Origin of the sequence: Anaerosporobacter mobilis DSM 15930, from assembly GCF_900142955.1 — a bacterium.
GTDB lineage: Bacteria > Bacillota > Clostridia > Lachnospirales > Lachnospiraceae > Anaerosporobacter > Anaerosporobacter mobilis.
In genome coordinates this window covers 12599-26514 of the sequence record NZ_FRCP01000017.1, presented here as the reverse complement: position 1 = coordinate 26514, position 13916 = coordinate 12599, and the positions used below count along the sequence as shown (strand labels likewise).

Annotated in this window: 8 protein-coding genes; 7 read left to right on the top strand and 1 reads right to left on the bottom strand. The window is 35.2% G+C overall.

Translation table 11 applies throughout. From position 1 onward, the window contains the following. The first annotated feature begins 131 nt into the window (after positions 1 to 131). Positions 132 to 2408, top strand: a complete 2277-nt coding sequence (metE, locus tag BUB90_RS16215; RefSeq protein WP_073289493.1) for a 5-methyltetrahydropteroyltriglutamate--homocysteine S-methyltransferase — start codon at positions 132 to 134, stop codon at positions 2406 to 2408. A 328-nt stretch (positions 2409 to 2736) separates the two neighbouring features. Here metE and BUB90_RS16210 read toward each other — a convergent pair whose 3' ends face one another. Continuing rightward, positions 2737 to 4491 carry a M3 family oligoendopeptidase gene (locus BUB90_RS16210; RefSeq protein WP_073289492.1) on the bottom strand — a complete coding sequence of 585 codons (1755 nt, stop codon included), beginning with the start codon at positions 4489 to 4491 and terminating at the stop codon, positions 2737 to 2739. Positions 4492 to 5018: 527 nt separating this feature from the next. On the opposite strand from BUB90_RS16210, the gene BUB90_RS16205 reads away from it, so the two are divergent. The 6 genes from BUB90_RS16205 (at position 5019) to BUB90_RS16180 (ending at position 13850) form a co-directional block, all read left to right on the top strand. Further along, the gene (locus BUB90_RS16205) at positions 5019 to 5996 is read left to right on the top strand and encodes a glycosyltransferase (protein ID WP_073289491.1); all 978 of its coding nucleotides are present in this window, start codon (positions 5019 to 5021) and stop codon (positions 5994 to 5996) included. 24 nt (positions 5997 to 6020) lie between these two features. After that, on the top strand, positions 6021 to 6950 hold the full coding sequence (locus BUB90_RS16200; protein WP_073289490.1) for a glycosyltransferase family 2 protein: 930 nt from the start codon (positions 6021 to 6023) through the stop codon (positions 6948 to 6950). Positions 6951 to 6965: 15 nt separating this feature from the next. Then, positions 6966 to 7928, top strand: a complete 963-nt coding sequence (locus tag BUB90_RS16195; protein ID WP_073289489.1) for an LCP family protein — start codon at positions 6966 to 6968, stop codon at positions 7926 to 7928. Positions 7929 to 8901: 973 nt separating this feature from the next. Beyond that, positions 8902 to 10623: a single-stranded-DNA-specific exonuclease RecJ gene (recJ, locus tag BUB90_RS16190; RefSeq protein WP_334292901.1), complete on the top strand. Its 1722-nt coding sequence runs from the start codon at positions 8902 to 8904 to the stop codon at positions 10621 to 10623. A gap of 148 nt (positions 10624 to 10771) precedes the next feature. After that, complete coding sequence (locus tag BUB90_RS16185) at positions 10772 to 11296, top strand: adenine phosphoribosyltransferase (RefSeq protein WP_073289487.1); 525 nt, start codon at positions 10772 to 10774, stop codon at positions 11294 to 11296. A 253-nt stretch (positions 11297 to 11549) separates the two neighbouring features. Further along, positions 11550 to 13850, top strand: a complete 2301-nt coding sequence (locus tag BUB90_RS16180) for a RelA/SpoT family protein (RefSeq protein WP_073289486.1) — start codon at positions 11550 to 11552, stop codon at positions 13848 to 13850. The last annotated feature ends 66 nt before the right edge of the window (positions 13851 to 13916 follow it).

Here is a 13916-nt window from a genome sequence, read left to right as displayed (position 1 = left end):
GAACTATAGTAAGCTATATTTTTTTTGAAATTTACCATAATATTTCTCTTAGGTATAATATAGATTAAGTTAAATCTTAATAGGCAATCGTCTAATTTAGTCCTAAACTAGAGAGGAGCAAGTATAATATTATGAAGAGTGGAGTTATTGGATTCCCTAGAATGGGAAGAAATCGTGAATTAAAGTTTTTATTAGAAAAGTATTTTAAGGGTGAAGTCGTTGGAGATGAAATTAGTAAAGCATCAAAAAAGCTAAGAAGTGATCATTGGAATCTACAAAGTAATCAAGGGATTGATTATATTAGTTCAAATGATTTTTCATATTATGATGGAATGCTAGATACGATTGTATTATTGAATGCAATACCAAGTCAATATCGAGAGTTAGGATTAGATGAACTTGGTACCTATTTCGCTATGGCGAGAGGATATCAAGAAAAACAAGGTGATGTTAGGGCGTTGGCTATGAAAAAATGGTTTAATACCAATTATCATTACATGGTACCTGAACTTGATGATGATATGGCTATTTCATTACTATCAAAAAAGCCGATAGAGGAATATCAAGAAGCAAAAAAATTAGGAATTGAAACAAAGCCAGTGGTTATTGGTGGTTTTACATTCTTAAAGTTAGCACGATATCTTGGTAAAAAGAAAGCAGAAGATTTTGTGGATGAGGTGGCTGACGTATATCTTTCATTATTGAATGAGATGAATCAGATAGGTGTGAAATGGGCTCAGTTTGATGAACCTATTCTAGTTACTGATTTGAGTGAGAAAGATATTGCTTTGTTCAAGCGATTATACGAACGTATCTTAAATAATAAGAGTAATGTTAAAGTTTTATTACAAACGTATTTTGGAGATTTGAGAGATTGTTATGATGAAGTAATGGAATTGCCTTTTAATGGAGTTGGCATCGATTTTATTGAAGGAAAGAAATCTTTAGAATTATTAAAGAAGAGCGGATTCCCTTCAGATCGGTTATTGTTTTCAGGCATAATAAGTGGAAAGAATATATGGAAAAGCAATTATAGTAATGTGAATAGATTGATTTTAGAAATCAGAAAGGTTACAAGTAATATAGTGATTCAACCTTCTTGTTCCCTTCTTCATGTACCGTTTACACTGGATAGTGAATTCGATATGAAAGACGAAGTAAAACAATATTTTTCATTTGCCACAGAAAAGTTAAAAGAACTTCAAGAACTAAGCATTATTCTAGAAAGCAATGATTGTAGAGCCTTTGCAGAATATACGAATAATCAGAAATTATTCCAAGTGAAACGCCTATATGAGGATGAAGAGGTAAGGCAGCAGATAGAAAATCTAACAGAAGAAGATTTTAAGAGGAATACGAAGAGAATAGAGCGAGAAGGAATACAAAAAGAAATATTTAGCCTGCCGATTTTACCAACTACAACAATTGGTTCGTTTCCACAAACTGCTGAAGTGAAGGCAAATAGAAGTAAGTATCGCAAGGGAGAAATAGATAAGAATACTTATGACAACAATATTAAGAGTTTCATAAAAGACTGTATTAAATTACAAGAAGATATTGGCTTAGATGTGTTAGTCCATGGAGAGTATGAACGAAATGATATGGTTGAATTCTTTGGGGAAAATCTGAAAGGTTATGTTTTTACGGAAAATGGCTGGGTACAATCCTATGGAACAAGATGTGTGAAACCACCAATCATATTTGGTGATATTAGAAGAGAAAAACCAATAACAGTTGAGTATTCTACATATGCGCAGAGTTTAACCAATAAACCAGTAAAAGGTATGTTAACTGGTCCCGTTACAATATTGAACTGGTCATTCCCAAGGGAGGATATTACCTTACGTGCCATGGCATTACAAATCGGTATTGCTATTCAAGAAGAAGTGAATGAATTAGAGGCCGCGGGAATACAGATCATTCAAATTGATGAGGCTGCCTTAAAAGAAAAGTTACCAATTAGGAAGCAAGAGTGGTACAGTGAATACTTAGATTTTGCTATACCAGCCTTTCGTTTATGCCATAGTAAAGTACAACCAGAGACACAGATTCATACACATATGTGTTACAGTGAATTTGAAGAGATTATCAAAGAAATTGACAACCTAGATGCAGATGTTATTTCATTCGAAGCTTCGAGGTCAAAACTTTCCATAATACAAGCACTGAAAGACAACAATTTTGAGACTGAAGTTGGCCCAGGAGTATATGATATCCACTCCCCAAGAGTCCCTAGTGTGGAAGAAATCGTCGACGCATTGAAGGTCATGTTAACAAAGATTGATAAGAATAAATTATGGGTTAACCCAGATTGTGGTCTAAAGACAAGAGGACTCCCAGAAACAGTAGAAAGCTTAAAGAACTTAGTCAAAGCAACGAAGATTGTAAGAAATAATCTAGAAGGGTAAGTATTCTAGCAAAAATAATATTCCTACCTATCAAGTAGCGAAGTTACAAACTCATCCCCTTACCCAATCCATAAATAATTCCTTACCTTACTATCCCTATGAATAACCAGGCTGTTGCCATACATGTTCCATACGGGGTTGGCGCACCACCAAGCAACGTAATGCAACATCAAAAAAACAACCTTTATCGAGCTGTGGGTCAGGTGCGGATACGAAGTGTCCGCAAACTTGACAAACAGCGAATAAAGGTTGTTTTTGTTGCTGGTGTGTGAGTTGCTTGGTGGTGTGACCACCCCTTCTATAACCTCACAGCAACAGCCATCTTTAATTACTTAGTAAGTGCAAGGAATTCATCAATTTCATTTGCATAGCTTTGTAAGCTTTGTCTCCAGAAATCAGGTTTTGTTGTATCAATACCTGCCATTTTAGCAACATCTTCAACACTGCTTACAGTAGTAGCTTTTAATAAGGCACGGTACTTAGGAACGAAATCTTTGCCTTCTTGTTGGTACATAGTATATAAACCACGAGCAAATAGCCCACCGAATGCATATGGGAAGTTGTAGAAGCTAAGAGATTCGGAATAATAATGTCCCTTGTTAATCCACATGTAAGGGTGTAAGGTATCTTCTTCTAAAGAGTCACCAAAAGCTTGTTTTTGTGCGTCTAACATGATCTTTTCCAAATCATCGCTGAATAAGAACTCGTTTTTACGTCTTTCGAATACAGCGCTTTCGAATAAGAAACGTGAGTAGATATCGCAGATGATTTGAGTAGTATCTTGTAATTGATTTTCGATAAGAACTAATTTATCAGTACCGTTAGCTTCGTGGATAGCGGCATCCATAATGACATTTTCATTAAATGTGGATGCAGTTTCTGCAACTGGCATTGAGTAGTCTAAGTTAAGTGGACGATGTCCTTGAATCTGTAAGCCATGGTATGCATGACCAAGTTCGTGAGCTAATGTTACTACATCCCCAAACGCTCCATCAAAGTTTGTTAAGACACGACTTTGTTTGATGAATGGAAGGTTAGCACAGAAAGCACCACCAACTTTACCTTTACGAGGGAAGAAGTCGATCCAACTATTATCGAAGGCATCTTCTACCATATCAGCAAGATCATCAGCAAAGTTTCTAAAATGTTTTAAAAGATATTCTTTTGCTGATTCTGTTGTATATTCTACATGATTTTCACCTAGTGGTGCGAATAATTCATACCAAGGAAGGCCGTTCTTATATCCGAGAATAGTAGCTTTTCTCTTTAGATATTCATGGAATTTAGGCATGTATTCTCTCATTGCTGTTAACATGGCATCAAGTGTTTCCCTAGACATAGAAGCTTGCTTTAATGTCATTGCAAGAGGAGATTCATATCCACGAAGTTCTGCAATTGTATTTACCTGTGATTTGATGTTATTTAATGAGAAGCTTACTGCATCTTTAATCTTATCATAACAAGCAATTTCAGCTTCATAAGCTGCTTTACGTACTTCTTTATCTTTGCTATAAGCAAGGTTACGAATTCCTGAAAGAGTAGTTTTTTCACCATTATAATCAACTTCAACAGTAGATGTTAAGTATTGTTGCAAGGAACTCCAAGCCGATCCAGCAGATAGATTAAGTTTTGCAATTACTTCTTCCACATCATCACTTAAGGTATGAGATGCGCGATCTTTCAATTCATTAAAAAAGAATGTATACTCTTTTAATGATTCATCAGAAGCAACAATGTCATCTAGATTAGATAGGTTAGCGACATATTTGTCAATTTTAGCAGAGTCTTTTGAAGTTGCACTAATCTTTGACTGAATACGATTCAGATAAGAAGTAGTTTCACTGTTTGTTGTATCAGTACTCTCTCTAAGTTCTGTATAAGAGTATAGTTTTGTAACTAAAAGTGAGAATTCTTCCGTTAATGCAATGTATTCAAGTACCGTATCTTTATCGGAATTTTTCCCTACATTTTCAGCGAATGTGTGAAGTTTGTTGATAAGAGTATCGAGGTTTACTAGGTCCTGTTGATAAGCAGGATCATCGTAACCTTTATATAGGACGTCTAATGACCATTCTGTATTCATATTTACCTTCTTTCTCAAGTGCTATAAAACCAGATGTTTGTTATTTCGTTTATAGTATTGACCAAGTATTGCAATGCTATGAAATTACCATCTAGGATTAACGAACTTGTATGTATTTATTAGTTACTAGGAAGTACCGTATCCGTAGTAGCTATAATGATTATAGCAAATAGGTTTTTAATAGTAAATGGACTATCTTATTATTAGAGATTCAAAGTATAATTTGCTTTGTATAATTCTACAATATGTAGGCATTGCTTGAATTAATTTCCTTTTTGTGGTATTTTATAATAAATTATAGATAATATGATGCAAAATTGTATATAAGTTATTTGTCTTATTTAATTGGATTGGAAAGCTTTTAAAGATTAGCCGAAATAATTCATATTGTCAGTAATTTAGTTGTGTGATAAGATAATTCATTGGAAGAGAATTAAGTACGAACGTAATTCTTAAGCTAGTATCATAAGAATTATGAGTAGCTTCGATAAAGGGCTAGAATATATAGTCATAGAAAGGAAATATAAATGGACAAGTCAAAATTGTCGGTTGATATAATAATACCAACTTACCGTCCAGATGATCAATTCTATAAGCTGTTAGGGAGGTTATTGAAACAAACAGTGAAAACAATTGATAAGGTGGACGAGGCAGCTGAAGAATATCTGAACAAAATATTCATAATAAATACAGAAGAAAAGTATTTTGATAAAGATAAATTTCAAAAAGTGTGCAAGGGCAGTAAACAGATAGAAGTTAGACACATTACGAGGCAAGAGTTTGATCATGGCGGAACAAGAAATTTTGCAGCAAGTTTATCAACGTCAGATGTTATTATGTTCATGACACAAGATGCCATGCCAGAAGATTATAGATTGGTTGAGAACCTTATTAAACCATTAAGGGAAGAAAACGTAGTAGTTGCTTATGCAAGACAACTTCCTAATGAAAGGGCTGGAGAGATTGAACGATATACAAGAGAATTTAATTATCCAGCTAATAGTATATATAAGAGCAAGAACGATATTGAAACGTTAGGGATTAAGACGTATTTTTGTTCTAATGTATGTTCAGCTTATATACGAGAGATTTATATGAGGTTAGGCGGATTTGTTACGCAAACGATCTTCAATGAGGATATGATTTTTGCGTCTAAGGTAATACAAAGCGGTTACCAGATAGCATACGCGGCTGATGCAAGAGTGATACATTCTCATAAATATACGTATCGTCAACAGTTTACTCGTAACTTTGATTTAGGAGTTTCGCAAAGACAATATAGAGAAATCTTCGAGAATATTAAGTCAGAATCAGAAGGCATTGCTCTTGTTAAGAAGACTGCGAAACATCTAATACAGAAGGGTAAATTCTACTTAATTCCGGATTTGATATTGCAAAGTGGATTTAAGTTCCTTGGCTATAAAGTGGGTCTTAGATATGAGAAATTATCAAAGAAAACAAGAAGAAAGTTTAGTATGAATAAATCCTATTGGGATAAAAAATAGGAAGTTAGAAAGGTCGGTACACCAATGGTTGAGATAATAATGGCAGCGTACAACGGAGAAAAGTATATAAAGCAGCAGATTGAATCAATCATGAAGAATACGTACGAGAATATTCATCTGACAATATATGATGATACAAAGGAAGCACAAACGACAGCTGCTATGACAGATATCTTAAGATTGATGACAGAAAAATACGGTGAGAAACTTACGTATAAGAAGAATGAACAGAATAAAGGCTGTACGAGAAATTTCTTAGAGGGATTACAAGCTAGTGATGCAGAATACACTATGTTCAGTGATCAAGATGATTACTGGAATAAGGATAAAGTTGAACGAACGTTAGAGAAGATGAACGAGATGGAGAATAAGTACGGTAAGGACACCCCTTTAGTAGTATTTACAGACGCAATAGTAGTTGATTCAACACTTAATCTAATCCATTTTTCATTCCATCGTTCCAATCACTTGAATACGAAACGAGTAGATTTAGCGCATTTATTAATGGAGAATAAATTAATTGGTTGTACTATGATGATGAACAAAGCATTAAAGAATAAGATTATTGCAATTCCAAAGAATGCTAGAGTGCATGATTGGTGGGTCGCACTTGTAGCAGCAGCTTTTGGTAAGGTTGGCTATCTTGAGGATTCTACGATTCTATATCGTCAACATGAGGATAATGTAATAGGGAATCAGGAATATGGATCTTATATTAAGAAAAGGTTGGCAAGTCTTCAGTCGCAAAGAGAAGTGATTTATTCGAATATGAAACAGGCGGAGGAATTTCTAGAGATCTATAATATGTTATTAACAAAAGAACAAAAATCGTTGATTGGACGATTTGCAAATCTGAATAAAAGAAACTGGTTTTACCGTCGATATGCAATGTACCGATATGGGTATAAGAAGTCAGGTGTGCCAAGGAATTTAGGTTTATTACTCGTGCTTTAACAGGGGGAAGATTACATGACGAGAAAACAAAGAAAGAGGTTTCTTTATAAATTTACTTTCATATTCTTGTTGCTATTGTCTGCAGCAACAGGATTTTTACTAGCGGAGGCTAAGATAAGAGTCTACGGTGTGTTAGATGGATTGAATAGAGAAGACGGTGTATCGTTATCGTCAGTTGATTTAGAAGATGTAGACTTAGTAGAGGATAATAGAATAATCAATATTCTTTTAGTTGGTAGTGATAAACGAGCGACTTGGACACAAACAGGTCGCTCCGATTCGGCAATGATCGCTACGTTAGATTTAAAACATAAAAAGTTGAAGTTAACCTCATTAATGAGAGATATGTACCTAACAATACCAGGATACGGAGAAAACAGATTTAATGCTGCGTATTCTTTTGGTGGAGTAAGCTTAATGTATGAAACGATTGCAAGTAATTTTGGTATACGATTAGATGGATATGCTGTAGTTGATTTTTCAGCATTCAAGAAAGTAATTAATACAATAGGTGGTGTTAAGATTACCTTAACAGATGAGGAATATCAGTATTTAACAACCGCTTATAAGAAGGGTTCTGTACTAGATTTACAGCCAGGTACGAATGTTATGAATGGAACGCAGGCGCTTGCATATACAAGAATACGTCAAGATGCCCAAGGGGATTTCGGCAGAACAGAAAGACAACGAAAAGTATTGCAAGCAATCTTTACAGAGGCCAAATCCTTATCCTTATCGGAATTAATTGAGTTGGCAGAAGAACTAATGCCTTGTATATCCACAGATTTATCGAATGATCAGATTATGTCCTATATGCAGTCGGTACTCATGCTTGGAACAACTGAGATAGACCAGATGCGTATTCCAGTTGATAATTCTTATGAACAACGAAGAATCAATAATAAGGCCGTTTTAGTTCCCGAGATGGAGACTAATGTGAATGCACTACAGGATTTCATCTACAATTATGGTGATTAAGGGGCAAAACTCAATTAATGTTATGAAAGCTTCTTAGATGGCGTACTATGACACAAAACACGCTACGCATCTGAGTACTTCTAAGTGTGTACGCGTAGTTTAATAAAAGGTTCGGAACCACATTCGATTCGGCGTCCTGCCTCAGCGAATGTTGGCTCGGCGTCCATGCCTCGCCTTCCTAGGGTATAGAGTACACACTAAGAAGTACTAGAGATGACTACGCTATTGTTTTTTAGTCATAGTACAACATCTAAGAAGCAATTAAGGATATTGAGAGTTTTGCTGGTTACTTCTTTGATAGCAAACTATGACACAAAACACGCTACGCATCTGAGTACTTCTAAGTGAGTACGTGTAGTTTAATAAAAGGTTCGGAACCACATTCGATTCGGCGTCCTGCCTCAGCGAATGTTGGCTCGGCGTCCATGCCTCGCCTTCCTAGGGTATAGAGTACACACTAAGAAGTACTAGAGATGACTACGCTATTGTTTTTTAGTCATAGTACGACATCTAAGAAGCAATTAATGGTATTGAGAGTTTTGCTAGTCACTTCTTTGATAGCAAACTATGACACATAACACGCTACGCATCTGAGTACTTCTAAGTGAGTACGCGTAGTTTAATAAAAGGTTCGGAACAACATTCGATTCGGCATCCTGCCTCAGCGAATGTTGGCTCGGCGTCCATGCCTCGCCTTCCTAGGGTGTAGAGTACACACTAAGAAGTACTAGCGCTGACTACGCTATCGTTTTTTAGTCATAGTGCGTCATCTAAGAAGCAATTAAGGGTATTGAGAGTTTTGCTGGCTGGAACAAGCAAAACAAGATATAGATATATGGCAATAACAAAAAGATAAATATAATGTGATAAATACGATAAGATATAAAACATAAATTACAAATAAAACGGTTATTAAAAATGGGGAATTAAGTTGAAAGAAAAATGGTTTTTAAAAAATAAAAAAGAAGACTTTATGAAGATTGCTAACGAGCATCACATTAGTGAAGTGTTAGCAAGACTGCTAGTAAATCGAGGACTCTCTAACAGTGAGGATATCAATGCTTATCTACATTCTAGTACAGACACCATGCATAATCCACATCAATTAAAAGATGTGGATTATGCATGTGACATTTTGGAAGAAAAGATTCGCGGGAATACGCGTATTCGAATTGTTGGGGATTACGATGTGGATGGTGTGGTGTCAACTTTCTTGTTGTATACAGCCTTAAGTCGTGTCGGTGCTAACGTGGATTATGAGATACCAGAACGAATGAAAGACGGATATGGTATTAACATAAATATTATTAAAGCTGCTAAGGAAGCAGGGATAGATACGATTATTACTTGTGATAATGGTATTGCAGCTATAGAACAGATTGGCTATGCGAAAGAAATTGGTATGACAGTTATTGTTACAGATCATCATGACATTCCTTTTGTTGAGAACGAGGGGGTAAGAACTGAGGTTTTACCACCTGCTGATGCAATTGTGAATCCGAAACAGCATGACTGTAACTATCCTTTTCCATCAATATGTGGAGCTGTTGTAGCATTTAAGTTGATAGAAGTCTTATATGAGAGATTTCATGTGGATAAGAAAGAATCGAAGAAGCTATTGGCGTATGCTTCTATAGCGACGGTATGTGATGTTATGGATTTGGTTGATGAGAACCGCGTTATTGTTAAATATGGTCTGCAACTATTAAAGAATACGGATAATAAAGGATTATCTGCTTTGATGGAGCTTCATCAGATTAATACATTTAAATTATCAGCATACCATCTTGGATTTATTATTGGGCCTTGTCTGAATGCTTCTGGTCGTCTTGAAACTGCGAAAATTGGTTTGTCTTTATTATTAGAACAAGATGACGAGAAGGCTAGAAAAGTAGCTGCTCAGTTAAAAGAACTGAACGACAAGCGTAAGGATATGACAGCTAGAGGCGTGGAGGAAGCGATTGAGATTATTGAGACAACAGATTTGATTAATCATAAAGTAGTGGTTGTATATCTACCGGATTGTCATGAAAGTTTAGCAGGGATTATTGCAGGAAGAATCCGCGAGAGATATCATAAGCCAGCCATTGTATTAACCAAAGCCCACGAAGGGGTGAAAGGATCAGCTCGCTCCATTGAACAGTATAATATGTTTGAAGAACTTACAAAATGCAAAGAATACTTAGATAAGTTTGGCGGTCACCCTATGGCTGCGGGATTATCATTAAAAGAAGAGAATGTGGAACCGCTTCGATTAGCATTGAACCAGAGAACTGAACTTACGGAGGAAGACTTTATTAATAAGATTTCCATTGACGTAGTAATGCCACTTGGCTATGTGAAAGAAGAACTTGTTGAAGAACTGGAATTACTTGAGCCGTTTGGAAAAGGTAATGAAAAGCCCGTGTTCGCCGAGAAGAATCTTACGATTATTAAGGCGGATATCTTAGGGAAGAATCGTAATACCTTGAAACTAAAAGTAGAGAATCAATATGGAAAGAGAATGGATGCCTTGTATTTTAATCAAATTGATCAATTCAATGAATATCTCATTGATAAATATGGCAATAATGAAGTAGATAAATTATATAAGGGTATTCCTAATCAAATCAAAATATCCGCTTTGTATTATCCGAATATTAATGAATACAATGGTGTGAAAACACCACAAATCATTATTCAAGGAATTCAATAACATAGATAAGGTTTGAAAAATGTTTTAGGGTTGCCAACAAGAATTGGCGGTGTTATAATAATATATTGTTGAAAAAGAACGTGTATTGTGACGCAAAAGGGTTTGTGTTGGTAATATAGTTAGAGACATAGTATATGGAGGACCATTAATGAAAAAATTAGAAGATTACGTAGTAAGTATTAAAGATTTCCCAGAAGAGGGAATAATCTTTAGAGATGTAACAAGTGTATTACAAGATCGTGATGGGCTTAAATTAGCAATAGATTCTATAATGGAAGAATTGAAAGATATAGATTTTGATATTGTACTTGGACCAGAATCAAGAGGATTCATTTTTGGTGTTCCTGTTGCATACAACATGAATAAAGCATTCGTTCCAGCTAGAAAAAAAGGTAAATTGCCTCGTGAAACAGTAGAGATGGAATATGATCTTGAATACGGAACAGCTATCGTTGAACTTCACAAAGATGCCATTAAACCAGGAGAAAAAGTTGTTATCATCGATGATTTAATCGCTACAGGTGGAACAATCGAAGCAATCGTTAAGTTAGTAGAACAATTAGGTGGAGAAGTTGTTCGTATTGCATTCTTAATGGAATTAGAAGGATTAGAAGGAAGAAAGAAATTAGAAGGATACGATGTAGTATCTATCATTAAATACGAAGGTAAATAAGGCTAATAAGATGGATATGCCTATTAAAGAAGTGAGCTAAGGCTCACTTTTTTAGTAATAAGTGACATTATTCTATTATTTTATTGATTTTTTGTACTCTTTTCTTTATAATTAATTATTAAACATAAAGGATTAGATTAGGGTAGCAAATGGTATAACTTATCGGAAGAAAATTAAGCATGTTAAAAGTAGTTCCGATACTAGTACTTACGAAACTATAAATAGATTTGACGCAGGAATAGGTGGTGATTTCATGGATAGTAAACAACAACAAGAGGATATGAATATTGTAGGAGATGATTTCTCTGATATTACAGCTCCAGCGGATTTTACGGAACCTGAAATATTGTATAATAAGTTAATTAATACAATACAAGGATATCACCCATCTGCGGACATTTCCATGATTGAAAAGGCTTATGACTTGGCCTATAACGCACATAAAGACCAAAAGAGAAAATCTGGGGAACCATACATTATACATCCATTGTGTGTAGCAATCATATTAGCAGAGTTGGAACTTGATAAAGAAACAATCGTTGCGGGGATTCTTCATGACGTTGTGGAAGATACCGTATTAACTACAGAACAAATAACCGAACTATTTAGTGAAGAAGTAGCTTTATTAGTAGATGGAGTAACAAAGTTAACACAGTTGAATTATTCAAAAGATAAAATTGAGATTCAAGCAGAAAACTTACGAAAGATGTTCCTTGCTATGGCGAAGGATATTCGTGTTATCTTGATTAAGTTAGCTGACCGCCTGCATAATATGCGCACACTTCAATATATGAAGCCGGAGAAACAAAGAGAAAAAGCTCGAGAGACAATGGATATCTATGCTCCAATCGCTCAAAGACTTGGTATATCCAAGATCAAAGTAGAGTTAGATGATTTGTCTTTGAAATACTTAGAACCAGAAGTATATCAAGGATTGATTCTAAAGATTGCTTCTAAAAAGAGTGAGAGAGAGTCGTTCATACAATCCATTGTAACAGAAGTTAAGAATCATATTATTTCATCTAATATAGAAGCAAAGATTGATGGACGTGTAAAACATTTCTTCAGCATCTATAAGAAGATGGTGAATCAGAATAAGACATTAGATCAAATCTTTGATTTGTTTGCTGTTCGTATTGTTGTAGAATCTGTGAAGGATTGCTATGCAGCACTTGGTGTCATACATGAGATGTATAAACCAATACCGGGGAGATTTAAGGATTATATTGCAATGCCGAAGGCTAATATGTATCAGTCTTTGCATACTACTCTAATTGGACCAGAAGGTAAACCTTTTGAGGTACAGATTCGTACCTATGAAATGCACCGTACTGCTGAATATGGTATTGCAGCCCACTGGAAATATAAAGAAAATCAAGAAGGTAAGAACACAAGAGATAGGGAAGAGGCAAAATTAACATGGCTTCGTCAAATCCTTGAATGGCAAAGAGAGATGTCAGATAATAAGGAATTTCTTAGTTTGTTAAAGAGTGATCTTGATTTATTCTCTGAGAGTGTATATTGCTTCACCCCTACTGGTGATGTTAAGAACTTACCAAATGGTTCTACTCCAATTGATTTTGCTTATAGTATTCATAGTGCGGTAGGTAATAAGATGGTAGGAGCTAGAGTGAACGGTAAGCTTGTACCGATTGAATATAAGATACAAAACGGTGATCGTATTGAGATTATTACATCTCAAAATTCACGTGGACCAAGTCGTGACTGGTTAAGTATTGTTAAGAGTACACAAGCAAAGAACAAGATTAACCAGTGGTTCAAGGCCGAATTAAAAGAAGATAATATTAATCGTGGTAAGGATATGATTACTACGTATTGCAAAAACAAGAATATCGTATTAAGCGATCTTCTTAAGACGGAATTCATGGCAAAAGCGATGAGAAAATACGGTTTCCGTGATTGGGATAGCGTATATGCAGCAGTTGGTCATGGAGGATTAAAAGAAGGTCAAATCGTTAATAAATTGTTAGAAGAGTACAAAAAGAAACAAAAGAAAGATATTACTGACGAGAAAGTGCTTGAGACAATAGCAGAAGTTAGAGATAATAAACCTGCATCGGTTGTAAAATCAAAGAATGGTATTGTTGTTGAAGGAATACACGATGTTGCAGTACGTTTTTCAAAGTGTTGTTCTCCTGTTCCTGGTGATGAAATTATTGGTTTTGTTACAAGGGGGCGCGGTGTATCAATTCATAGAACAGATTGTATTAACGTTATGAATTTACCAGAAGAAGACAGAGTAAGACTAATCGATGCAGAATGGTCCATGTTAGTAGATAAAGGCATGAATGATTTATATACTGCTGAGATTAAGATCTATGCAAACAATAGAAATGGTATACTTTTAGATGTATCCAAAATCTTTACAGAAAGCAAAATTGATGTTACCTCAATGACAGTTCGTACAAGTAAGCAAGGAACAGCTACTATTAATGTAGCGTTCGAGATACATGGTGTTGAACAACTAAAGATTATTGTAGGTAAGATACGTAATATTGAAAGTGTACTTGATATAGAAAGAACAACAGGTTAACCTTTTGCAGTAAGGTACGGACTTAACCTTTGTTTGGACCCACAGATAGAAAGCAGGTATTAAGAT